The sequence below is a fragment of the Saccharopolyspora terrae genome, assembly GCF_004348435.1.
Classification (GTDB): domain Bacteria; phylum Actinomycetota; class Actinomycetes; order Mycobacteriales; family Pseudonocardiaceae; genus Saccharopolyspora; species Saccharopolyspora endophytica.
Genome location: NZ_SMKS01000060.1, coordinates 1 through 23,633, shown reverse-complemented (window position 1 = coordinate 23,633; position 23,633 = coordinate 1). Strand labels below are relative to the sequence as shown.

The following is a 23,633-nucleotide window of genomic DNA, read 5'->3' as shown; positions in this document are numbered from 1 at the left end:
CAGTGACCTCAGCCGAGGGTCTGACCGATCCACTCTCGGTAGGCGGTGGCATCGGTGTAGATCGACGGGGCGGTGCCGCAGACGGGGACCACGCTGCCGAGCCGGCTCGTGACCCCGGTCAAGCGCCAGTCGCCGGGAGAACCTTCCAGCTGCGGGCCGCCCGAGTCACCGAAGCAGGCGTTGTCGAGCAGGAGTTCCTGACTGCCGGTGCAGATCTCGGTCGGGCCGTCGACACCGCCCAGCGTGCATCCCGCATCGGCCGCGACTTGCGTTCCGATCTGCTGCAACTGCTCGGGCGGCTGTCCGCAACCCCGCAGCGGGCAGGTCAGACCCCAGCCGATGATCCTGGACGGGGTGCCGGTGGCACCGGAGCTGTCGGCGACCCGGATCGGCGTCTGCGAGGTCGCTCGATCCAGCTTGAGCAACGCGATGTCGCCGTTCGGGCCGTTCGTGGCGTAGTCCGGGTGCACGACGATCTGGGACACACCGCGCTCGGTCCCGCCCCGGGTGTGGTCCGGGCTTCCGATGCGGAGCCCGAGATCGGCCGGGCTCGCCTCCTGCACGCAATGTGCGGCAGTGAGCACCCACTGGTCGGCGACGAGCGAGCCGCCGCAGCTGTGTTGGCCCTGCCGCTGCAGCGATGCCATCCAGGGGTACTGCTCGGTGGCGCTGTGACCGCCCGTGACCAGCGTTCCCGGACTGCTGTTGATCAGCTCTCCCGATGCGCCAGCCACCGCCGGTGCGACACCGTGGCCCAGCAGCGCGGCCGTCAAGACGGCCAGCAGTGCGGAGGTTCTTCTCATGGGACTCCTCTCCCGCCGCGTCCTCCAGGAAGCGGGCGCGTTCGCCGTGCGCTGGAGGACGGAGCGGTTCACTGGGGTGTTGGAAACGAGATCCGTTAGTGCTGAGAGGCGCGTGATGTCCTCAGACCGCGTGGACGTTGCCTTGCTCGTCGATGTGGACGTTCACCGTTGCCAGCGGTGCTTTCGCCGGGCCTGCGACGGGAGCTCCGCTGGCAGGGTCGAACTCGGCGCCGTGGCACGGGCACTGGAGTTTCGCCTCATCGGCGTTGACGGTGCAGCCCTTGTGGGTGCAGGTCGAGTCGAAGGCCTTGACGGTGCCGGGTTCCGGCTGCGAGACCAGCACCGGCTTGCCGTCGGGTCCCGGAACGGAAACCACGCCACCCACCGGAACCTGCGACACGGTGGTGAGCGTGAACATCTGCCCGGCTTGTGCCGGCTGTTCCGGGGCGGCCGCGGGCTCGGCGTCATCGGCGCAGGACGTCAGCGCCCACGCTCCCGCCACGGCTCCGGTGCCTGCGATCAGCGTGCGGCGGCCCACGTGAATTCCGGTTTCGTGCTCCATGCTGTGCTCCCTCCTCATCGGATTACTTCGTTTCCGGCGAACCGGACTGCGGCGGCGTCGGTCCACACCGACCGCGCCCCCGATTCACCGATCCGCACCACCTGCACCGTCGACCCGGCGCTGAACACGATCGCGCCGGTGATCAACACGACGGCTACGAGCCGCCTCGGTATTCCTGCGATTCCGGTTCCGCCTCGCACGCGAAGCCCCCACACGTAGAGGGCCACCGACCACAGGGCCAGTCCGGCGACCCAGGGCAGCAGCCCCTCAGCGAGTTCGGCATGGGTTGCGGTCTGCGCGGAGACCTGAACTTCCTCGATCAGCGATTCACCGGAGCTCTCAGCGATCGGCACGCTGATCGCCGCTGATGACGCCAGTCCCGGCGTGATCCAGCCCAATCGCTCGCGAGCCGCCGGCCAGATCACTGAAACGAGCACGGTGAACGCGGCCGCAGGTACGAGCACGACGACGAGGTGAACCACGAGCGGGTGCAGCGGAATCCCATCGATCCCCGTGGGAAGCAGGCTCGGAACCACGCTCTTCTCCTTTCGACACACCACATTGGACTGAGCGTTCATCACCGCGGTCTCGGCATCTCCAGGGACGGCGCGGTGGGCCGGGTGGGCACGAGAGCGCCCACCCCGTCGGTGATGTCGCCGATCACCGTCCCCACCGGGCACAGCACAGGCGCCTTCTCCAGAGCTGGGCCGCACTCGGCCGGTGGTTCAGGAGGTGGCGCGGTCGGTGGGGCTGCTTCGGGTGGGACGGGCTCGGGGGCAGGGGCCGGCGAAGCGGGCTCGGCTCCGCGACCTGGGCTGCTGTCGAATCCGGCGGACTCCGCCACCAGGTCTACTCCGGCGCCGTCCCGCACCGGATGAACACCGGTTTCGTACCTCCGGATCCATCCGATCACGATGTCCACGTAGGTGTTCGAATGGTTGTAGCGCAGCAGAGCTCCACGCAGTCCGTCCATCGTGGACATGTCGGTGCCGTTCGCGCACAGGTACCGCCCTGCCGACAGCGTCGCGTCGAAGACGTTCTGCACGTCCGCCCGCCCATCAGCCGATCCGTCGACGCCCCAACCCGCCCAGGTCGATGCGATGAACTGCATCGGGCCCGCCGCGCGGTCCCACCCACTGCCGTTGCGGATGGCGGCGTTGCCGCTGGTCCCGTTGAGCGGAGGCCCGTAGATGGGCGTGCGCATCGTGCCGTCGAGCGTCACGTCTCCGTGTCGCGCGTGGTGCGACTCGACCCGTCCGATCCCGGCCAGCACCGGCCACGTGAGCCCGCAGCTCGAGTCGGTAACAGCTTGGACGGCGGCGGCACGTTCGTACGCGCTCAGCACGGTCGCCGGGATCCCCAACGCTCCTTCCCGAACCGGTGCGGGCGAGGGCGGTACGGCCGGCAGAGGCGGTGGTGGATCGAGGAACAGCGGCGTTCCCCCGTCCACGGCCGCACGCACCGGTGGTGCCGTGCCTGCGCCGGGTCGGGAAGCCGTTTCCGTCCCCGGCACCATCCCGTCCACCGCGGCCAGCGCGAACAGCCCCGCCAACAACGCCGTGGCGGTGCGGGCCCGCGTGCGGTGCTCTGCGCGATCGAGCAGGAACCCGGTGGGCACGTCACTCACCTCCCACGACGGTCGCGCGTCGCCGCCGGAGGGTGTTGATCGCCCCGTCGGCCAGCACGAACAGCACGAGGCTCGCCCCCAAGACCGGTAGCGCCCACGTCAGCACGACCACCGCGAGCAGAACGAGGACCAGCCAGGGCCGGGAGAGCTGTCTCCACACCGGCGGCGGCAGTGAGGCCCGACGTCCGCGATACGGGTTGTGCACCCACCACATCCGGTAGCCGAGTGCCACCAGGGCGAATAGCCCAACGGCCAGCACCGCGAGCACGATCTGGTTGGCGAGACCGAACAGCGTTCCGGTGTGGAACTCGACGGCGACCGCCGAGAACTTGGCGCCGAACGAGTAGTCCTCCCAGCCGGTCTTCTCGACCACCCGGCCGGTGGCGGCCTCGATCACGAGGCTGTCCCGCTGCAGCGGCAGTCCCGGCGAGCGCTCGACGACCGCGTAGCCGCCACGGGCGTGCGGTGGTCGCACGATCAGCTCGCCCCGCAGTCCCTGGGCCGCGGCGATCTCGACGGCGCGGTCCACTCCGATGTCCGCGGCAACGGCCTGAGCGTCAGGTCCGGTCGCCGCGCTCTGCGTCGTCCGTGCGGGCTCCGGGCTCGCTGCCAGCGGCAATCCCGGAATCTCGGGCAGAACTCCCGGCAGGAGGTCGGACAGGTCGGGCAACGGCAGTCCGGGAATCAGCGGAAGCAGCGGCTCTGACGGCGGTGTCGGTTCCGGCGCTGGTTGCGGCGGCGGGACCGGGCTCGGTTCCGGTTCCGGCGGTGCCGGCCGCTCATGGGGCGGCGTTCCGGGATCGCTGGGCGGCGTCTCCGGCGCGCTCGCCCCCTCCCCTGGCACACTCGGCTCCCACGTCCCGCCCGACGGATCCGGTTCCGTGGTCTGGGGTGGGGCCGCGGCCGGGGGTGCAGCGGGAACCTCCAGCGGCGGAGGCGGCGGTACCGGGAGCGCACCGGGTAGCGGCGGTCCGGGAGGCGAGCCGGTCGCGGGCAGTGCCGCGACGCTCGGGGCGCCCATCGACACCGGATCGGTGCGCTGGTCGGCGCGCCCACCCGCGTGCTCGGACATCACCAGCCCGGACACCGACAGCGCGAGCACACCGAGGGTGAGCCACACGCCGAGCGGACCGTGCCACGCCCGCAGGCGCCACCACGGTTCCCGCACTCCCCGCGCGCCGACCGGGAGCAGGAGTTCCCGCCAACTCGGCCGGTTGCGCCTGCGCGGTTGCGCGAGCCACACGACCAGCCCGCCGATCGTGATCACCGGAAGCCAGCTCGCGGCCAGTTCCGAGTAGACTCTGCCCGGTTCGCCGAGCCGCAGGTTGCTGTGCAGTTCCCGCAGCCACACGTTCGCGGGCAACCGGTGCCCGACGGTCGTGAGCTCGCCGTTGATGAAGTTCGTGTACGGGTCCACGAACACGGTCCGCCCCTCCTCCGGCCCGGTCAGATCCGGCACCGACAGCACCACGCGCGTCGTTCGGCCAGGCTCCGGTGGGGTGATCACCTCGCGGACGGTGCCCTCCGGGTGCGCGGTGAGCGCCGCCTGGACCTGCTCGGACACCGGTCGCGGGGTGCTGATCGGCGCGTTCGCGTACAGCTGCTGGTGGTAGAGGTTGTCGTGGATCTGCGGGCTGAAGACGTAGATCAGCCCCGTCACGCACAGCACCAGCACGAACGGCGCGACCACGATTCCCGCCAGGAAGTGCACCCGGCGGGCCACCAGGCGCAGCCCGGTCATCGGATTGGCCGTCGGGCTGCGCTTCGCCAGAGTGGGAGGGCGATCGGTTTCCGCCATGGACACGGCAGGCTCCTTCCAGGGAGGCCGGCGCCCGTCGGGTTGGGGCGCCCGGCCTGGTCTCAGTGCACGTCGAGCGGCTGGGCGACCGTCTGTGCGCCGCCGTCGGGGGTGCGCACGTTGAGCACGACTGCCCACTTGCCCGGTTCAGGCAGCGACGCCGCGCCGACCGCGTGCCCGGGGCCGCCGCCGGAGCGCAGCGCGAGCGGAGCCGAGGCGCCCTTCTCCCTGGCGAGCAGGCCGGCGACGCGGACCGCGTCGGTCGGGCGACCGGCCTCGTCGAGGACGGTGATGTGGGTGTCGAGCCGGATCCGGCCGTTCTCCTCGGCGGGGATCAGCGCCAGGTCGATCGAGCCCTGGCCACCGGGTTTGCCGGTGTCGTAGGCCAACCGGAACGGGCCGGGCTGCTGCCGGATCGAGGCGGGCGTGGGGCTGTCGTTCCGCGCGTGGGCGGTGTCCGGTGCTTGCGCGAGCACGAGCGCCGAGGTCGCGCCGACGAGGACCGCTGCGACGCCGATCCCGACGCCGGCCATGGTGCGCAGCGTCCGGATTTCGGCCGATCCCCGTTCCACGGATTCGACGGCGAGAGCGCGCTGCCGTCGCAACCGGACTCGGAGCACGACGCTGACGACCACCAGCAACACGGCGAGCGCCACCAAGCCGATCGCGAGCCAGGCCGGTTCGCCATCTCGCACTGCCTGCCACACGCGATATCCGCCGGTGCCCACGAGCACTGCGGAACAGCCCGCCAGCACCGGGATGAGTCGTCGCGGCACGACGGATTCCGGTTCTCGGTGGCTGCTGGGCACCACGCGGCCGAGCAGCAGCACGCTCGTGATCCCGACTGCCGCCGCGGTGAGCGTCGCGGTGTCGACGGCGGCCTCGAGCGGCGTCGGGGTGCCGATCGGGCGGGTGCGGGCCAGTGGCCACGTCGCAGCCAGCGCCGCTCCGCCACCGAGCGCGGCGACCCCGCGCGTCAACCGTGCGCGCCGCGTCTCCGCTGGAGAGGCCTCCAGCAGCCGCACCACGCCGGCCAGCACCGGCACCAGCAGCGCCAGCCTGCCCAGCATCCCGTGCCCGGTCGGAGATTCCACAGCGGCCCAGAAGAGGGCGGGGTCGAAGGAGTCGCCGAGCGGGACCCACGCCGCGTACGGGCCAAAAGTCACCAGCGTGCCCATCGTGGCCAGCGCAGTGCCGATGCCGGACCAGATCAGCACCCTGCGCACCGATCTCGACCTCGCGGCGCCGGGCTGGAGAGCGGCGACGAACACCGCCGCGCCGATCAGCAGCGACATGGCTCCCAGTGCGGCGACGCGTGCCGCGACGTGCGCACCGGTCACCCACGGATCGTGTTCCGCCGCGATCTCGGGAACACCCACCGGAGTCGACGGCATCTCGACGTCGAAGGTGAACGCGCCCGCGACCTGTTCGAGCCGGTCGGACGGCAAGGCCCACGCGACCGTGTAAGTCCCGCCGTAGCGGACCGGCGGCATCGCGACCGCCACCGTGTCGTCATGTCCGGCCGGGTTGTAGGGGCGGGTGAACACGACCTGGTCACCGGGCGGGCTGATGATGCGTACCGTCGCCAGCCCGGCAGGCACGGGCCTGTCGAATCTCAGCAGCACCTCGTCCGGTGATTTCACGTTCTCCGAGTTGCCCGGCGAGGTCGAGCGCAGCACCGGATTGCCCTGCGGCGCGGGCATCGTGGCCAGCAACGCCCCCCAGCACACCGCGACGAACAGCACGGCGGCCAGGACGCGCCGCAACATCGGTGGGCGCGGGACGTCCCGTCGATCAGGTCGTTGTCGGGTCAGCATCGCTGTCATCGCGAGGTCACCTCCGAGACGGTGGCGCTGTCGGCGCCGCCGTCGTGCTCGTGTGCTGGTGCGGTTTCGTCGTCGAACACGGCGAAGAGGTCGTCGGGATCGCCGCGCTCTCGCCGCCTGGCCCGCAGCGCCAGGGACCCGACCGCCGCGAGCAGCGCTACCGAGAGGGCGGTCGCGAGCCCGAGGAGCTTCCAGCGCGACGACGTGTCGGTCTGCGGGACAGCGGGGTCTCCGGCCAGAACGCGTTCGGTGGGAGGGGATGCCGATGCGATCGCCTGCGGGTCCGGTGCCGGTGATGCCTGCGCCGGAGGTGGAACCGAGGCGGCCTCTGCCCGGTCAGCGGACGGGGGCATCGGCCCAGCACCGATTTCCGGGACGGCCGGTGCCGTCAATTCCGGCGCTTGCGGTGTCGGGTCGCCGATCGTGATCGTCGGGGCACCGGTGGCCGCTGCGGACCACCGCAGGACCCGTCCGTCCGAGAACGTCTGCGTCGCGGCGAACACCAGCGAGGTGTTCCCCGGCAGCGGAGCCATCGTGAGCGGAAAGTCCTGGTGGCTGCCCGGCCGCACCCTCCCGCCGCTGTAGGTGATGATGTCGGTGACGACCGAGGTTTCCCGGTCATCGACGCGCACCGGCCGGTCCGCTCGGCGGTCCCGCCGGGTCACCGTCCAGCCGGGGACCGGCGTCACGTCGACCAGCAGTGCCGGGTCGCGCGGGAAATGCAGCTCGAACCGGGTGGTGACGGCGTCGGCGTCCTCGTTGACCACCCGGACCGCGATGCTGCGGGTGCCGCCTTCTGCGATCGCGTCGGGCACCAGCGACACGCTGGCCGATGCCTGCGTCGGCGCCAGCACCGCGACATCGACGGCGATCACACCTGCCACCACCAGGTACAGGGCGGTTTTCGGACAGCACGGCATGACTGTCTCCCGGAAAGCGTTGGAAGGAGGGCGTTCACAGCCAGGAGGCGTCTTGGAGCGACCGCCCGGGGCCGGGCGGGAACCCGGCCCCGGGGGCTCACTCGGCCCGGATCACTTGCCGGTGCCGATCGGGTCGCGCTGCTGCGGAGTCAGCATCTCGGCCCACTTGCCCGTGTTCTGCTGGGCCCAGCCGTTGTAGACCAGCGGAATCGGGAGGACACCCTGACCGCCCATGCCGGACGCGCCGGTGATGGTGCCGTCGACCTTGGTGTCGGGGGTGGCGTCGAGCGTCTTGGTGCCCACGACGGCCGCATCTGCGATGTTGCCGTCCATGTTCGGATCGACGTCGATGATCTGCATGACGTTGGCGAACTTGTTGGACACGTAGGCGTAGTAGCCGCCGCCCTTCTTGGCACCGAAGTTGATGCCGTGGCAGCCCGCCGAACACGGCAGGTCCTTGACGACCTTGTCCGTCTTCGGGTCCACCACCGAAACCGTCTGCGAGAGCACGTTCGCCGCCACGAGGGCCTTGTCGTCCGGGCTCACCGGCAACTGGATCGACAGACCGCCGAAGGGCTTGCCCTCAGCCGGTCCGGCGATCGGGCTGTAGTTCTCCCACAGGTCGATCGTCTTGCTGTGCACCAGCTTCCCGTTGTCGGCGCACGCGTTCTCCTTCAGGGAGACGCACGTGATCGACTGACCGGTGAAGTCCGCCGTGTAGGCCTTGCTCGCGTCGGACGTCATGCTGGTCGCGATCGGGAACTGCCCGGTCTTCTCCGTCTTGACCGCCCCGGAGTCGAGATCGATGATCGAGGCGTTGTCGGTCATGACGTTGGGCGTGATCGCGGTCTTGCCGTCGTAGGACAACCAGTGCGCGTGCGGGTGGCGGATCTCCCCGGAGGGACTGACGTTGATGCGCTTGGTGACAGGGCCACCGCCCGGAGCGACCTCGACGATCTCGTTGCCCGCGTTGAGGCCGACGATCAGCTGGTCGGTACCCGGCTTGGTCATGATGTGCGCCGGGTTGTGGCCGACCTGGGTGTTGACGATGTGCTTGCCGGTCTCCCGGTCGAAGGCGTTGATCTCATCGTCGAACCACTCGGACTGGTAGAGGAACTTGTAGTCCTTGTCGGTCCACATGTTGTGCGGGTTGTTCATGTTGATGCCGGGAGCGCCGATCTTGCGCTCGATGTTCCAGTTCTCGGCGTTGATCCGCGTGGCGGAGCCGACCTTGTCCTTCTCCCCGAATTCCTCCATCTCGGTGTCGAGCCAGACCTCGCCGACACCGGGAACGGGCGGAGCCTTGTCACCCGGGTTGAGCGTCTTGGGGTACTTGAACTTCGAGTCGAAGTAAGCGTCCAAGATCGGGATCAGGATCGGGTTGCCCGCCTCGTCGTACTGCAGGATTGGGGCAGGCGCCTGGGTCGGGTTCCAGCTGACCGGGTTCTTCGGGTCGAACTTCTGCCAGTTGTTCGGGTTGGTGATGTTGAAGAACGCGTTCACCAACCGGTTGACGATGTCGGAGTGGGACGGCACGTTGAGCTCGCGCGAGTTGATCTGAGAGCGCTTGCCGAAGTCCAGTCCGATCGTCAACGGGTCGTCCACCACGACCGCACCCAGCATGTACGGCGACACCATGTCGGCGAACGCGTACAGGCCCGGCTCGGTCAGCTGGATCTGCTTCTCACCGAAGAACGCTCCCTTGGCGTCCATGAACGGAAAGCCCTGCGCGCCCTCAGGGGCGATCAGGCCCATGGGGTTGCGCAGACCCTCCGACTCCTTCGGGTCCACCACGAACTTCACCGTCACGGGCGGGCCCTTGACCGCGAACTTCTGCAACTCGTTGAGCGCGCCCTGCAGATCCACCCCGACCGGCAACTGGTTCAGGTTGATCGGCGCGTCGACCGGCAGCCCGGCCACCTGCTGGGTGAAGGAGCCCAGCAACCGCTCGGCCTTCAGAGCAGACGGCAGGGCCTGCGGGTTCGAGACCCCGATCTCCTTGACCGTCTTCAGGGTGCTGTCCAGGTTGAGCATCTGGGCCAAGTTCTGACCCGTCTGCCCCAATGCCGGGATCTGCTGGCCGGCACCCTTCACGAGGCCGGTCAGCCCCTCAGCCTGATCCATGTTGGTCAGCGACGTGGCTTTCTGCGGCGAGACCAACCCGGCCAGGCCCGGCAGGCCCGGCAGCGCACCATCAGGCACGCTGGGGATGATCGAACCGTCGGCGGCCGACGTGCCCACCCGAGGCAGCTCGGCGACGGCCAGCGACTGACCGCCGAAGAGGTTCAGGCCGGAGTCGAACCACTTCCCGTTGTCATCCTTGATGTGGAAGGTCACCGGCAGCGGACCTGCGCCGACCGGCTGCTGAGCAGCCGCCGGCACCGCGGCCATCGTTCCGGCGCTGGCGGTGGCGACCACCACCGCTGCGGCCGCTTTCAGGCGGCCACGCCATTTTCGGGCTCCCGGAGGAGATTCTGCGGACATGTGATCCCTCTCTGATCCGTGCGATGCGAAGATCGCCGGTTCGGCGGTGCCGGGACGGAGCTCGTTCGGTCCCGACACCCCGGCGGTCCGACACTTCTTCCGGAGGAACGACCGCACCTCTCCGAATCCTCGGTTCGGAAACCCGGGCAGCCCTGCGCCACACGGGTATCGTCAATTCGTTTCCGGATCGGCGGGTCATGCTCGACATCAATCGAACGAAAAAAAGTTAAGCACGCCGCCGATCCCAGCGGAACGATCAACCCGTAAATCGAATGTAAAACGACCCTCACCGGAAAACCAGAACTTCGGTGATCAGAAGAGAAGACAATGCATCACGTGACACGTGAAAGAAATTGAATCCAGCTTCAGGGAAATAGTTCCCACGCGCAGAATCGGCGCATACCAGCTGGTCACAGTTGTGCACACCGGAGATCAAGGATCCGGCGAGACCACGTCACCATGATCACGTCCTGAGGTGAACCCATTGATCGGGCGCGCTCGCGCGAGCCTCGAGGAAATGACGCGAAGAGATCGAGAGAGCGCGGAAAACACGATTCGAGGTCGCCTGAACCCCAATTCAGGCGACCTCGCGATTTGTTTTCCCTACCCTCGTCCACCCCGGTAACGCGTCCAGCTCCCGACCGCGATGGCTAACAGCACCGCGACAGCGAAAAAGAGCCACAGCGGCCTCTCGTCCGCAACGGAGTCCGCACGACTCGCAGCCAGCTCGGTGCGCGCGGCCGACATCTCCGGCTCTCCGGATCCGGGCTCCAGATCCCCGACGACGCGACGTCCCGCCGCCCACGGCCACTCCTGCGGCGCGGGTTGCTCAGCACGTGGCACGGTGCCGGCCCCCATCTCATCGGCAGCCAGAGGTTTCGGGGTCTGCGAGGCCGGCGCAGCCGGAGGCGGAGGCGGTTCCGCCGGTTGGGGCGGCATGGGCGGGGGGCCGTGCGGGAGACGTGGCAAGTCGGGGAGTTCCACGTGCGTCACGATTCCGCACACCGGGCTCAACGTCGCGTGCACCACCGGGGTTAAGACGCCCAAGACCGTTCGTGCGGCGGGGATTTCTGCCAGACGCGCGATCGCGGCGTCCGCGATGCGTCCCCCTGACAGGTACCCCTCGCCGATCCTCCCCATCAAGATCGGCGGCGCAGCGATCCACTCCGCCCGAAACGCCTCGGCCACCCCGGGCAGGCCGACGACTCCCTGCACCGCCGCCGCGACCGGCTCGACCAACGCCTGCGGGAGCACCATGACCTCGGTACCAGCGGCACCCTCGACGACCGCCGCGCAGGTCGGGAGGACGACAGCGGGTTCAGCCGCCTCGGCCGCGGGCGTGGCGGAGAAGGCCACGAGCACGAGCGCGCCGGACATCAGTCGACGGCGGAGTCCCATGCCTTCCCCTCCCCTCCTGCTCAAGGCGCTTTCTTCGCCTGTTCTCAGCAAATCCACATGCGCCGGTGCGAGCCTGGGAGCTCAGCGCGGACGAGCAATGGTGGCACGTCCCCCGGGCGGTGCCCAGATCACAACGACAGCGATCATCGACGCGTGTTTCGCGCTCGTTTCCTCACCCGAGACGTCCCCCTGACCAGCAATTTTCTCGACAAATCGGCGATTGTGGACGAGGTTCCGGACGGACCACGGCGAACGCGGTCTCCGGCAAATAGTTCACAACCCGGCGCTCCCCGCCGCTGACCCCGGCTCGCCGGGTGGAACCTATTTCTCGCGCGCCAGGCCCGGCGGTGGCGGCGAAACCCGTCGTGAAAACACTCCGTCTCGCTGCACGGCGCGGTTTCTCACCCGATCGCAACGCCACGCGCGACCGGTCGTCACATCGTCCCGTTATGGATGAGCGCTTCGGCTCCCGGCGCGGGCCAGATCGCCGCACGCCGCGGATCGGTCCTCGCCGCCACTTGGTGAACGCTGGAACACGTCGCGCGACGTGTGTCCCCGGCGTTTCACACCCGTCATCGTCGCATGAATTCATGTTGGCAATGTGATTTCCGGGCAGGTGAAACCGGCCGCCCCATCGACATTCCGGACCCGAACGCCACGCAGAATTGTGACAACCGAAACGATCATCCACATCGGACCGGAAGGCACGACAACGACGCCTTTTGCGGAAACGCCCGTCAATTCACCCATCGCGAAGCGTGGAACCATTTTCGCCGCACACCCGCTTTCACTCAGGAACGACCTCGCACGCCGTCACTCGCCCGCGAGGCCGCTGAACTGCGGGAACACCTGGCACGCGCGTATTTCGGACAGGTGAACGCGAAGCGCAAAGGAAGGCCACGAGACGCCGAACGCTGCTGGTCAGAACGTTGTCTCCGTGTCACGATGACCTGGCCGGCCATTCCGACACCACTCATTCGCGCGGCGTCATCGACGCCGATCCGCGCGCCAACCGTGGCGGCATTCGAATCCGGGAAACCGCGAATCATTCCGCACCACCCACAGGTCGTGCGCGGAACGCGGTATCTCACTGAGGAGGCATTGATGACGACGGGCGCCCTGTCCAGAACCGAGGTGGAGCTCAAGGTCCAGCTCGACCGCAAAGACGTCCTCGCCGCCGGTGTCGTGCGGCTGACCTTGCGCCATCCCGATGGCGGCATCGTGCCGGAATGGGAACCCGGCGCCCACATCGAGCTCGTGCTGCGCGACGACCTGGTGCGCCAGTACTCGCTGTGCGGTGACCCCGCCGACCGCTCGATGCTGCAGGTCGCGGTGCTGCGTGAACCGGACGGCCGAGGCGGGTCCGACTACGTCCACCGCGAACTCGCCGAGGGCGACCTGCTGCGGATTCGCGGCCCCCGCAACCACTTCCCGCTGGTGAGGGCCAAGAAGTACCTGTTCCTGGCCGGCGGCATCGGTATCACGCCGATCTTGCCGATGATCGACGCCGTCGACCGGGCGGGGACCGACTGGCGACTCGCCTACGGCGGAAGGTCCCGCGACACGATGGCATTCGCCGATGAGCTCGTCGCCCGCTACGGATCGAGGGTCAGCCTGAGCCCGCAGGACGAGACCGGCCGTCTCGACCTCGACGCCCTGCTCCGGGGAATGTGCCGCAGAACCGCGGTCTACTGCTGTGGCCCGGAGTCTCTGCTCGCGGACGTGGAGAACCGCTTCTCGTCGCGAACCCGCGCCACGCTGCACCTCGAGCGGTTCACAGCCAAGAAGGTCGATGCGCCGACCAGTGGTTTCGAGGTCGAGCTCGCGCGTTCGCGACTCACGCTCAACGTGCCCGAAGACCGCTCAATTCTCGAGGTCGCCGAGAACGCGGGTGTGCCGGTGCTGTCGTCATGCCAGGAGGGCATCTGCGGCACCTGCGAAACTCCCGTGCTCGAGGGCATCCCGGACCATCGCGACTCGCTGCTCACCGAAACCGAACGCGCAGCGAACCAGACGATGATGATCTGCGTTTCGCGCACGTGCGGGGAACGACTCGTGCTCGACCTGTAGCCGGATCACCTGCTGAGCCCCCACGCCGCCCGTCTGGCGTGGGGGCTCAGCGTTTTTCGGGCATCTTCACAGCTCACGCACAGGAAACCGGACGATGAATCAGTACCGTGGAAAAGGCCTGGAGTGCGGACCGGGCTTTCACGGGATCCGGTGGACACGCCCGCGGACAGCGTGTCCGCCGGATCCTGTTAACCGCATCGCCACATCGGCGAACGGATTCTCTAGGACCTCGTTTCCGCAGCTCGGGCACATACCGCCACCTCTGGCGCAACGCCGACCGCCCGGAGTCTCCGAACATCAGGTGATGGCAAATGTGTGCCACCCGACTCCACCTTGCCCGACGACGTCACTGGCCTCAGGCCTGTGCTTTTTCCGCAGCAACGCGCATAATGCGGGATGCTGACGGGAGACACTTTTCTCTGATTCAGGTGACAGCGCATCACATCGATCAGCCACCGCATTTGACTCGGAGCTGACGGACAATTTACAGCGTAGCCGTTCAGCCGAGAGCAACCGATCGGGTAATTTCACCGGCACCGGGTTTTCGCCAGTGCGCAGCGACCGGGAAGCGGTCCGCGACCCGCAGCCAACCCTAGTCATCGTCCACAGTGCTCACACAAGAGCGCCAGAAACGACGTTATCTCGCCAAGGGCCATCGTCGGCGAGTCCCCGAACGACGAGTAGCTGGGATGTATCGAATGACCAATGCTGAAGGCCTGAAGATGATGACACGGGACGCTCGCAAACTCTCCCCCGAAGCGCTGGAGGAGATACGTCGTCGCGCCGTCGCCGCGGTCGAGTCGGGGGCATCGCAATCCGACGTCGCGCGCCTGCTCGGCGTGTCCCGCAAGACCGTCGGCGCGTGGGTGCGCGCCTTCCGGCGCAGCGGCGAGGACTCGTTCAGAGCGAGAACGCGGGGACGACGTCCAGGCGAGCAGCTCGCGTTGTCGACGCGGCAGCAGGAGTGGACGATCCGCGCCATCACCCGGGGCACGCCGGATTCACACGGCCTCCGAGCTCAGCTGTGGAGCAGACAGGCGGTTTCCGACCTCGTCCACCGCGAGTTCCAAGTGCTTCTCAGTCCCGCGACTGTCGGTCAGTACCTCGCGCGCTGGGGTCTGATCGACGAAGCGCTCCTCAAGGACATGATGCGCACACGCATAGCCACGGTGTTGCCCCAGTGGCGAGCGACGAACGCTGAGCCCCAGTGGTGGATCCCAGAAGGCAAGGTCGCGTGGATCATCTGGATCAGGCCGCACACACCACCTCCCGGTCACAGCGCACACAAGCGCAATCTCATGAACGGCTTTCGCAATCACTTCGGCGACGTCAACGTTCTGCAAGCCATCTCGCACCGGGGCGTCGTGCTGTTCCACGCACAGCTCGGGCCGTTCGACGCACATCAGGCTGGCCGGTTCATGATCCGGCTGGGGCACCAGCTCAACGCCCCGCTCAACGCGATCGTCTGCCACTGGCCGACCGAACATAGCGCGATCCTGAAGGAGTGGTCGGCGCCGCACGAACACCGAATCGCCCTGCACCCGAGCACGGGCTGATGACACCTCGCCAAGGTCCGGGGAAAGCATCGCCTCAACGACAGCCCAAGTGAGAAGGACATTTTAGAAGTGTTTCTGTCGTAAGTCTCTGCGCCGGGACAGGCATCACGTCGGCGGGTGTTTCGTGCCCACAGAGCATCCGCTCCGCTAGAGCAGCGTGAGCTGGCGTTCCCGGTCCCGGTCCGCGTCAGACTGCGGTGGATCATGCTGCTGGATCCGGAAATTCCGCTGCCGTTGCGGTGGCGCCAGGCCATGCCGACGCTTCGCCTGCTCCACCAGATCAACGACCTGTCTCTGGTAGGACTTCGGTGTGTAGGCGCCGTTGCGGTACAGGCGTTCATAGAGCGGCAGCAGGTCCGACCGCCGAGTGCTCAGCCACCGGTGGAACCACTCGCGTGCGCCAGAGCGCAGGTGCAGCACGATCGGCGACACACTCACCGCGCCCGCCTCGGCAATCGCAGCCACCGTCGCGTCGATCTGCTCCGGTGAATCGCTGAGCCCGGGCAGGATCGGCGCCATCATGACCGAACACCCGATGCCCGCCTCGGAAAACCGGCGCACCACATCCAGCCGACGCAGCGGCGAGGGCGTTCCCGGCTCCACGGCCCGCCACAACGCCTCATCGACAGATCCCACCGAGACCGCCACCGACACCGGCGCCACCTCGGCGGCCTGGGCGATGAGCTCCAGGTCGCGCAGGATCAGCGTGCCCTTGGTCAAGATCGAGAACGGGTTCGCCCGATCCCGCAACGCGGCGATGATCTCCGGCATCAACCGGTAACGCCCCTCCGCGCGCTGATACGGATCGGTGTTGGTCCCCATCGCGATCGGCTCACCCGCCCACCGCGAACTCGCCAACTCCTTGCGCAGCAACGCCGGTGCGTTCACCTTCACCACGATCTTGCTATCGAAATCATGCCCGGTATCCAGATCGAGATACCCGTGCGTCGCGCGCGCATAGCAATAAATGCATGAATGAGTACAGCCCCTGTAAGGATTGACCGTCCAACCGAACGGCATCCGAGACTCCCCCGGCACCCGGTTGATGATCGACTTCGCCTGGATCTCGATCGCGTACGCTTCATCGGTGCCCGCCTCGATCGGCACCGGCTCGGGCAACCGCAGCCCCGCACGCGGACGCTGTGCCGACGAGCCGGCGGCACGTTCGGGCAAGTCCAAGGGCAGCTCCGGAGAGCCCGTGGCTTCCTTCGGAGGCGTCACCCGCTGACGTTCCCACCGCATGACTCAAGCCTCATTCCTCGGTAGTTGGCGCCAGTATTGACAGGCGTGGGTGCAGCCCCGGTACGGGTTCACCGTCCAGCGGAACGGCACCTGCGACTCTCCCGGAACGCGGTTGAGGATCGACTTCGCCTGGATCTCGATGGCGTAGGCGCCCTCGGCCCCGGCCTCGATCGGCACCGGTTCGGGCAACGCCAGCCCGGCTCGGCCGCTCCCGCGCACGACGGGATCAGGCAGACCGAGCGGCAACTCCCCCGCCCGACCTGCATCAACCCGCTGCTCTTCCCAACGCATGACTCGATTCGAACACAGATTCGAAGATCTGTCGAGTCGCTTCCAGCGACCTCACACGATCGAGCGGCCGAGGTCACGCCCCGGAGAGCAGGACGACGGAGTTGTGGCCTCCCATGCCGAGGGAGGACTTGACCGTGATCCCGCCTTGGACGGGTGTCGGGCCGTTGAGCAGGCGCGGGTGGCCGGAGGACACCGCGGGCGCGGCCGGGATGGTGCCCCGGTCGTAGCCGAGCGCGGTGGCGGCGATCTCCACCGCCGAGGCCGCGCCCTGGCAGTGGCCGACCAGCGGTTTGACCGAGTACAGCTCGGCTTCTGACGGGAACAGCGAGTCGAAGACCGTCGCCTCCGCCCGATCGCACTGGGCCGTGCCCGGGCCGTGGGCGTTGAGGTAGCGCAGGCTCGACGGCTCCACGCCCGCGTTCTCGATGGCCTCCTCGAAGCAGCTGGTGATGTCGGTCAGGCTCGGGTCGATCGAGGTGACGTGGTGCGCGTCGTGCGACATCGCTCCGCCGAGCACGTGCGCGTAGGACGTGCCGCCGCTCTCGCGCGACAGGATCATGGCCACCGACGCCTCGCCCATCGCGAAACCCCGGCTGCCCTCCTGGAACGGTCGGCACACCTCGGGCGGTTCGGCGTCGCTGAAGGCGACCCCGAGGCGTTCGAAGTGCAGCACGTTCTCCGGGGTGGCCGACACGTCCGTGGCGACGAAGACGACGTCGTCGACGATCCCCGCGTCGATCCACGCCTTGGCGGTGAGCAGTCCCGCGTTGCCCGACGAGCACATCGCCGAGACGTTCATCGCCGGCCCGTGGAAGCCGAACTCCTGCATCAGCAACGACATCGGCGTCGACGGCATCAGCCGCAGGTAGTCGCGCGAGGCGAGGTTGCCCCCGTGCCGGAGGTAGAAGTCGCGCCACAGCTCCACCTCTCCGAGCACGACCGCGTGCAGCAGGCCTACTCGCCGCCCTTCGCGCCACCCGCGTGCGCGCGCGTCGGCGACCGCTTCGCGGGCCGCGCCGCGCATCGAGCGGCCGAACGTGCTCGGTCCGTCGGACTCGTCGCCGCCGGGCGGGATCGCGGCGATCCACGCCGTCCGGTCGCGGTCCTCCCCGTAGCCCTCGGCCAGGGTGGCCGCGTGCTTGCCGCCGTGCAGCCCGTCCCAGAACGGCTTCACGCCCCAGCCGTACCCGGTCACGATTCCCAGACCACGAATGCCCAAGTGCGGTTCCATCTCCATCACCTTCGAACGTCATGATCATCGCTGATCAGGGTGCTTTTCCCGTCGTGGGTGCAGATCGTCGTGGTGGGGTGGTGCGCTACGCGGTGGTAACTGAGATCTCGCCGGAAACCGGGTTCTGGGATGCCCTCGTCCGCATCATTCGGCCCGCCGATGGGCGGAACCGGGGCTACGCTTCTCGACGTGCTGGTCTACTCGATGGGCGTGTCGGTCGACGGTTTCATCACCGACCGGCGGGGCGAGTTCGCGTGGACGGCCCCGACCGAGGAGCTGTTCCGGTTCCACCTCGCGCGGACCCGCGAGCTCGGCGGGTTTCTGTGCGGTCGCAAGCTTTACGAGACCATGCTGGTGTGGGAGACGGATCCGTCGTTGCGCTCCGACGAGCTCGGCGCCGCTTTCGCCGACGTCTGGTCGACCCTGCCGAAGGTCGTCTTCAGCCGCACGCTCAACAGCGTTGACGGCAGCGCCCGCCTGGCCGGGGGATTGCTGCGCGAGGAGGCCCGAGCGATCGCCGACTCGACCGACCAGGACGTCGGGGTCGGCGGCGCCACCCTGGCGGCCGAGGCCATCGAGCTGGGCCTCGTCGACGACCTGCGCCTCTTCCGGCACCCGATCATCGTCGGCGGCGGCACCCCCTACCTCCCGCCGGTCGCCGAGAGCACCCGCCTGAACCTCGTCGAGACCCGGACCTTCAACGAGGCCGTGGTCTACGAGCGCTACGTCCGGGACACGGCCTGACCCACCGCACACCGGGGACAACGGGTTGCTCGCCAACGGCTTTCGCGCATGCATGATGATGTGGGGACGAACGCCCGACAGCGAAGAGAGGGAGACGCTTGCGAGCGAGCAACACCACCCCGCGGCGGAAGATCACGTGGGGACAGCTCAAGGTCGGCGATCTCTGGATCGGCGACCGCCCGGCGAACGAGACGCGAGCGGTCACCGAGGTCGCCCCGGCCTCGGACGGAACCGCGACGATCACCTTCGACGACGGAACCGCGCAGACCAACCCGACCGACTTCGAGATCACCATCGCCGTCACCGGCGAGGAATGACCGCGCGGGTCACCGCGACTCGATGATCTCCGCCAGCAGCGCTCCCGCCCGCAGCAGAGCCAGCGCGCGTTGCGCGATGGCCTCCAGCCGGGCGTCGAGCGCTGCGAGCGAGTGGCTCACGTCGTGCATCTCGCGGATCGCCGTGATCGCGTTGCGCACGTCCGGAACTCGGTAACCACCGGCGCGGAGCGCGGCGGCGATCCGCGCTTCCCGGATGGCGGCGAGGCCGTAGCGACGCGCCGTGCCCGCTCGGGTCGTGATCCGGTCGGGCTCGACCAGGCCTTCGCCCTCCCAGAAGCGCAGGGCCGACGATCTGACGCCCAGCGCCTGCGAGAGCTCGCTGATGGTCATGACGTCCGCCGCGACGGGCTCCGCTTCGGTCTCGGCCTCCGCCTGGATGGCCTCCAGCCCTCGGCGGGCCGCCAGCGCCCGCTCACGCTCGCCGTGGAGCCCGGTGTGGAAGGAGCCGATGAGCGCCGCGCCTTCCTCCGGCGAGCAGCGGCGGATGTCGCGCATCGCCCGCCGGGCCTCCACGGGCCCCACGGCGACTGCGAGGTCCCGGTACGCCCGGAGAGCGCGGACGTGCGCTTCGGAGAACCGCCGATACCCGTTGTCCGCCCTTCCAGCGGGCGGGATCACACCTCGTCGTTCCAGGTCGCGGACCTGCTGGACCGAATAGCCGGACGCCTCGGCGACCGCGGCGGTGTTCATCAGGGCCCCCTGCTCGACCACGAACCCTCCACAAGCACTTCAACCACATGCTTGAACCGTGAGTATGGAGCACATCCTGGAGGCGGTCCGGAGCTTCGACGGCGTTCTCGAACTCGCGCCGGTCGAGGGCGGTGAGTTCCCCGAGATCGCCTGGAACGACCACTTCTTCTACTACGCGCCCGACGGCGAGGTCCCGCAGCGCGAACAGCCCTACGCCACCGTCGTCACGAAGAACTACCCCGGCGACGACCGGTGCGACCTCGACGCACCCGGACGCCGGCGGCTGAACGTGCGCGTGGGGAGGGAGCGGTTCATCGAGCTGACCGGGGAGGATCCTCGATCCGCTCCGGCACCGCGGGACCTCACCGCCGTCGACGTCGTCTTCGGCCACCCCGCCTACCGGGCGCTCGGATGGGTGTCGATCATCAACCCCGGCCCCGCCACGCACGAGCTGGCGATCGACCTCCTCCGCCAAGCCCACGACGACGCCCGAAGCCGCGCGGAGCGGAGAACACTCCGATGACGAGGAACGAGAAACCGGCTCGGCACCCCGGAATCCACCAGCGCAGCTCGCGCTGAGCAGGCCTGTGCTCGCGTTTCCGCTAGTCCGATGTGGACTTCAGGCCGGTCCGGACGACCCGGCGGCGCAGGGTTTGCCGTGATCACCTCGGCATAGCGACGCGTTCGGGTCCTCGTCGACCCGCCCCCGCTCCGCACGCCGTTGTCGGTGGGCCGCCGTACCGTCCTCCCATGTCGGTTCACACGACCAACTCCGCGAACACGTTCATCGAGGTGGCTGCGGACTGCCCGGTGACGCAGGCGGAAGAACCCCCGCTGCGGACAACTCCTCGGTGGCCCGCATCCAGTTCGACATGCTCATCGCCGATCCCTACCGGTACACCTCGGACGACGTGGTCTACGAGTCCAACGGACGACGGCGGGGTCTGGGCCGGGACGAGTTCTTCGCCAAGGGACAACCCTGCCTGCGTGCCTCGCCGCTGACCAAGCGGTACGGCTGGGGCGTGCACCATGACGCCAACGGACGCATCGCGCTGGTCCCCGCGGGATCCGACCGGTACCGCGAACTCGCCGCCGACCCCGCGCTCCAGCACGTGCGCGCCATGCGATCCAGCCGGGGCTGACCGCGCGTCACCCGCGCTGAATTCATCATCAGCAGAACGCTATTCGGCGATCAGCATTCCGCTTCCTCCTTGAACGGGGCGCGATCCACCGACTGATCACCTCATTCTCAGAGCCGTCGATCACATCTCGTCGACCCGACGAGAATCGGCCTTGGAAATGACTTTGCCTCCCGTTTACTTAGGCCAGGCTAAGCAATCCAGAAATGAGGTCCGTCGATGGACTGGTCCCGTTCGGCGTCGCGAGCGAGGCGCGGCAGACGTCGCCTGACCACGCTCGTGGGTGCGCTCTCGATGCTCCTGGTCGTCTCCGCGTGCGGCGGTTACCACGCCGGCACGGGTGGGGAATCCACTGGCGCACCACCGAATTCGGACGGCGCCTTCCCGGTGAGCGTCGAACACGCCCACGGCAGGACCGAGATCCCGAAACGCCCGCAGCGCGTGATCGCGCTGGGCTACACCGACGTCGACCCGCTGCTCGCACTCGGCATCGTTCCCGTGGCGATGCGGCCGTGGACCGGGATGCCCGGTCCCGGCTCGTGGGCGAAGGACAGGCTGGGCGGCGCTCAGCCGTACCTGTTCCCGACCCAGGGCCCGGTCGACGTCGAGAAGGTCGCCGAGCTGCAGCCGGACCTGATCGTGGCGGTCAACTCCCAGGTCGACGCCTCGCTGTACGAGCAGCTGTCCGCGCTGGCGCCCACGATCGTGCGGCCCGCGGGGTTCGCCGACTTCGCCACGCCCTGGCAGGACGCCACCAGGATGATCGGCACGGCCGTGGGCGAGAAGCGGGAAGCCGAAGCCCTCATCGCCGGCACTCAGGCCCGGATCGATCAGGCCGCCGCGCAGCATCCCAGGTTCGCGCAGGCCACCGGAGCGGTCGTGCTGCTCAACCCGAAGGGCGGCTACTGGCCCTACGCGCGCAACGACGCTCGGGGCCAGTTCCTGACCGGGCTGGGCATCAAGCTCCCGGCCGCTCTTCAGCACCTCGACGACGGCGAGAAGTTCCACCTCGACGTCAGCGCCGAGCGGACCGGTGAGCTGGAGTCCGACGTGCTCGTGGTCATCGACCAGGGCGGTGGCGCCGAACGACTCCGGGCCGACCCGCTGTTCCAGTCGCTGGAGGTGAGCGAGCGGGGCGACGTGATCACGGTTCCCTTCAACGAGACCGGGATCGCGCTCGCGCACAACACGGTGCTGAGCATCCCGCACACCCTCGATCACGTGGTGCCGATGCTGGCGGACAAGCTCGAACGCTGAGCGCGTCGCCCGCCCGGTCCGCCGGGCGGGCGACGCTCGGGTTCACCTCGTCAACGCATCCGAGATCGACTGGGAGATCGGGGTCGTGGGGCGGCCGATGAGGCGGGCGAGGTCGCCGCTGCCGCCCTGGAGGAGGCCCTTGGCGATGGCCGAGACGTCCACGTCGACGAGGATGTCGGCGAAGGCGTCGGGGACACCGGCGCCGGTGAGGATGCCCTTGAGGGTTTCGGGCGGGACGTCGGTGTAGGTGACGTCCTGGCCCGACTGGCGGGCGAGCTCCGCGGCGTACTCCGCGAGCGTGAAGGCGCGGTCGCCGCTGAGCTCGTAGCTGCGGTTCTCGTGCCCCGACTCGGTCAGGACCGCGACCGCCGCGTCCGCGTAGTCCTCGCGGGTCGCCGAGCCGATCTTGCCGTCACCGGCGCTGCCGACGACGCCGTGCTCCAGCTGGGTCGGGATCTGGGCCGTGTAGTTCTCGCTGTACCAGCCGTTGCGCAGGAACGTCCAGGTCAGGCCCGAGTCGAGGATGGCCTGCTCGGTGCCCTTGTGGTCGTCGGCGAGCGCGAAGTCCGCGTTCGGGCCGCCGAGCACGCCCGTGTAGACGATCCTGGCCACGCCCGCTTCCTTCGCCGCGTCGATCACCGCGCGGTGCTGCGGGAGCCGCCTGCCGGCGTCGGGGCTGGAGATCAGCAGGACGACGTCGCCGTCGTTGAACGCCTCGCTGAAGGTGTCGGGCGTGTCGTAGTCGGCGATGCGCAGCTCGACGCCGCGCGCGGCCAGCGGCGCCGCCTTGGCCGCGTCGCGGACCACCGCGGCGACCTGGTCGGCGGGAACCGCGCGCAGCAGCCCCTCCACGACGAGCGAGCCGAGCTGTCCAGTGGCTCCGGTGACGACGATGCTCATGTCCATGTCCTCCAGCAATGCGTGAATGCGCTTCGGACTCACTGTATCGACGGAACTAACTTCTGGTTAGTACCCACTTTCGGGTAAGGTAGTGGCATGCCGGTAAGCAACGAGGTCACCTTCACCGAACAGCCGAACGTGAATGCGGCCACCTGTCCCTCGCGCAGCGTTCTCGAGCACATCACGAGCCGCTGGGGCGTGCTCGTCCTCGCCGCCCTGTTGGAGGACGGCCGACGGTTCAGCGAACTGCGCCGGATCATCGGCGGGGTCAGCGAGAAGATGCTGGCCCAGACGCTGCAGACCCTCGAACGCGACGGTTTCGTGCACCGCGAGGCCCACCCGGTGATCCCCCCGCGAGTGGACTACTCGCTGACCGAAGTGGGTGAGCAGGCGGCGCGGCTGGTGTCCGGACTCGCCCGGTGGTCGGAGGCGCACGTGACCGGCGTGCTGGCCGCGCGGGAGGCCTACGACAACCGGACGTGAGCCGACGGGGTCCCGGGAGCCGCAGGACGGACCCGCATAATTGCCGGGTGACCGAGCCACCCGAGATTCCCGGACGTCGGCCTCGCCATCGACAGCCGGGACAACCCGCGTGGCAGCCGCCTCCGCAGCAGCCCGGCCGCCGGCCACCCCAGCCGCCCAGGGAGAACCCACCGTCCCGGGACGCCCAACCTCCTCGGGACGCCCAGCCTCCCCAGGACGGCCGGCCACCTCGGCAGGCGCCGCCGCAGCGCCCGGACCAGCAGCGCACCCGCCC

The 23,633-nt window shown here is 68.7% G+C and carries 22 protein-coding genes and 1 pseudogene; 9 read left to right on the top strand and 14 right to left on the bottom strand.

The features are described 5' to 3' along the window. Positions 1-8 precede the first annotated feature (8 nt). The 9 genes from E1181_RS25000 to E1181_RS24960 all read right to left on the bottom strand — a co-directional run bounded on the left by E1181_RS25000 (position 9) and on the right by E1181_RS24960 (position 11,418). Positions 9-803: a S1 family peptidase gene (locus tag E1181_RS25000; protein WP_132678380.1), complete on the bottom strand. Its 795-nt coding sequence runs from the start codon at positions 801-803 to the stop codon at positions 9-11. A 121-nt stretch (positions 804-924) separates the two neighbouring features. Beyond that, on the bottom strand, positions 925-1,365 hold the full coding sequence (locus E1181_RS24995) for a Rieske (2Fe-2S) protein (protein WP_132678378.1): 441 nt from the start codon (positions 1,363-1,365) through the stop codon (positions 925-927). 14 nt (positions 1,366-1,379) lie between these two features. After that, a complete protein-coding gene (locus E1181_RS24990; RefSeq protein ID WP_207922299.1) occupies positions 1,380-1,901 on the bottom strand; it encodes a DUF2231 domain-containing protein in 522 nt (173 codons plus the stop codon). Positions 1,902-1,942: 41 nt separating this feature from the next. Then, on the bottom strand, positions 1,943-2,992 hold the full coding sequence (locus E1181_RS24985) for a lytic transglycosylase domain-containing protein (protein ID WP_132678376.1): 1,050 nt from the start codon (positions 2,990-2,992) through the stop codon (positions 1,943-1,945). Continuing rightward, positions 2,985-4,790: a PepSY-associated TM helix domain-containing protein gene (locus tag E1181_RS24980; protein ID WP_235877027.1), complete on the bottom strand. Its 1,806-nt coding sequence runs from the start codon at positions 4,788-4,790 to the stop codon at positions 2,985-2,987. Before E1181_RS24980 ends, E1181_RS24985 begins: the two co-directional genes overlap by 8 nt. A gap of 62 nt (positions 4,791-4,852) precedes the next feature. Further along, on the bottom strand, positions 4,853-6,616 hold the full coding sequence (locus E1181_RS24975; protein WP_235877022.1) for a copper resistance protein CopC: 1,764 nt from the start codon (positions 6,614-6,616) through the stop codon (positions 4,853-4,855). Further along, positions 6,613-7,491, bottom strand: coding sequence for a DUF1775 domain-containing protein (locus E1181_RS24970; RefSeq protein ID WP_165944743.1), 879 nt, complete (start codon positions 7,489-7,491; stop codon positions 6,613-6,615). Before E1181_RS24970 ends, E1181_RS24975 begins: the two co-directional genes overlap by 4 nt. A 156-nt stretch (positions 7,492-7,647) precedes the next feature. After that, positions 7,648-9,927 (bottom strand): YncE family protein, encoded by a 2,280-nt coding sequence (locus E1181_RS24965; RefSeq protein WP_132678371.1) that lies wholly within the window; start codon positions 9,925-9,927, stop codon positions 7,648-7,650. A gap of 696 nt (positions 9,928-10,623) precedes the next feature. After that, positions 10,624-11,418 (bottom strand): hypothetical protein, encoded by a 795-nt coding sequence (locus E1181_RS24960; RefSeq protein ID WP_132678369.1) that lies wholly within the window; start codon positions 11,416-11,418, stop codon positions 10,624-10,626. 1,104 nt (positions 11,419-12,522) lie between these two features. Between E1181_RS24960 and E1181_RS24955 the strand changes: the two genes are divergently transcribed. Both E1181_RS24955 and E1181_RS24950 read left to right on the top strand, forming a co-directional pair. After that, positions 12,523-13,488: a PDR/VanB family oxidoreductase gene (locus E1181_RS24955; protein ID WP_132678405.1), complete on the top strand. Its 966-nt coding sequence runs from the start codon at positions 12,523-12,525 to the stop codon at positions 13,486-13,488. Positions 13,489-14,186: 698 nt separating this feature from the next. Next, the gene (locus tag E1181_RS24950) at positions 14,187-15,044 is read left to right on the top strand and encodes a helix-turn-helix domain-containing protein (protein ID WP_235877021.1); all 858 of its coding nucleotides are present in this window, start codon (positions 14,187-14,189) and stop codon (positions 15,042-15,044) included. Between the two features lie 147 nt (positions 15,045-15,191). Here E1181_RS24950 and E1181_RS24945 read toward each other — a convergent pair whose 3' ends face one another. The 3 genes from E1181_RS24945 to E1181_RS24935 form a co-directional block, all read right to left on the bottom strand. Next, positions 15,192-16,223: an Rv2578c family radical SAM protein gene (locus E1181_RS24945; protein WP_235877020.1), complete on the bottom strand. Its 1,032-nt coding sequence runs from the start codon at positions 16,221-16,223 to the stop codon at positions 15,192-15,194. Positions 16,224-16,289: 66 nt separating this feature from the next. After that, on the bottom strand, positions 16,290-16,577 hold the full coding sequence (locus E1181_RS24940) for a radical SAM family protein (RefSeq protein WP_235877019.1): 288 nt from the start codon (positions 16,575-16,577) through the stop codon (positions 16,290-16,292). A gap of 73 nt (positions 16,578-16,650) precedes the next feature. Further along, positions 16,651-17,808, bottom strand: a complete 1,158-nt coding sequence (locus tag E1181_RS24935) for a beta-ketoacyl synthase N-terminal-like domain-containing protein (protein WP_132678365.1) — start codon at positions 17,806-17,808, stop codon at positions 16,651-16,653. Positions 17,809-17,997: 189 nt separating this feature from the next. Here E1181_RS24935 and E1181_RS24930 point away from each other — a divergent pair, with 189 nt between their 5' ends. Together E1181_RS24930 and E1181_RS24925 are read left to right on the top strand one after the other, a co-directional pair. Then, positions 17,998-18,552, top strand: coding sequence for a dihydrofolate reductase family protein (locus E1181_RS24930; protein ID WP_132678364.1), 555 nt, complete (start codon positions 17,998-18,000; stop codon positions 18,550-18,552). Between the two features lie 98 nt (positions 18,553-18,650). Further along, positions 18,651-18,869: a hypothetical protein gene (locus tag E1181_RS24925; protein ID WP_132678362.1), complete on the top strand. Its 219-nt coding sequence runs from the start codon at positions 18,651-18,653 to the stop codon at positions 18,867-18,869. A gap of 9 nt (positions 18,870-18,878) precedes the next feature. Here the strand turns inward: E1181_RS24925 and E1181_RS24920 are convergent, their stop codons facing one another. Next, entirely contained in the window at positions 18,879-19,601 is a 723-nt protein-coding gene (locus E1181_RS24920; RefSeq protein WP_235877018.1) for a MerR family transcriptional regulator, read from the bottom strand. Positions 19,602-19,644: 43 nt separating this feature from the next. Between E1181_RS24920 and E1181_RS24915 the strand changes: the two genes are divergently transcribed. From E1181_RS24915 to E1181_RS24905, 3 genes are all read left to right on the top strand, one after another. Then, a complete protein-coding gene (locus E1181_RS24915; protein WP_132678400.1) occupies positions 19,645-20,103 on the top strand; it encodes a DUF6194 family protein in 459 nt (152 codons plus the stop codon). Positions 20,104-20,383: 280 nt separating this feature from the next. Beyond that, on the top strand, positions 20,384-20,722 hold the full coding sequence (locus tag E1181_RS24910) for a DUF6157 family protein (RefSeq protein WP_268952505.1): 339 nt from the start codon (positions 20,384-20,386) through the stop codon (positions 20,720-20,722). Positions 20,723-20,938: 216 nt separating this feature from the next. Beyond that, positions 20,939-21,976: an iron-siderophore ABC transporter substrate-binding protein gene (locus E1181_RS24905; protein ID WP_132678360.1), complete on the top strand. Its 1,038-nt coding sequence runs from the start codon at positions 20,939-20,941 to the stop codon at positions 21,974-21,976. 42 nt (positions 21,977-22,018) lie between these two features. Here E1181_RS24905 and E1181_RS24900 read toward each other — a convergent pair whose 3' ends face one another. Then, positions 22,019-22,876 carry an SDR family oxidoreductase gene (locus E1181_RS24900; RefSeq protein ID WP_132678358.1) on the bottom strand — a complete coding sequence of 286 codons (858 nt, stop codon included), beginning with the start codon at positions 22,874-22,876 and terminating at the stop codon, positions 22,019-22,021. 96 nt (positions 22,877-22,972) lie between these two features. Between E1181_RS24900 and E1181_RS24895 the strand changes: the two genes are divergently transcribed. Both E1181_RS24895 and E1181_RS31835 read left to right on the top strand, forming a co-directional pair. Further along, positions 22,973-23,359 (top strand): winged helix-turn-helix transcriptional regulator, encoded by a 387-nt coding sequence (locus tag E1181_RS24895; protein ID WP_132678356.1) that lies wholly within the window; start codon positions 22,973-22,975, stop codon positions 23,357-23,359. Between the two features lie 47 nt (positions 23,360-23,406). Next, positions 23,407-23,633: pseudogene (locus E1181_RS31835) on the top strand (hypothetical protein); the annotation flags it as partial.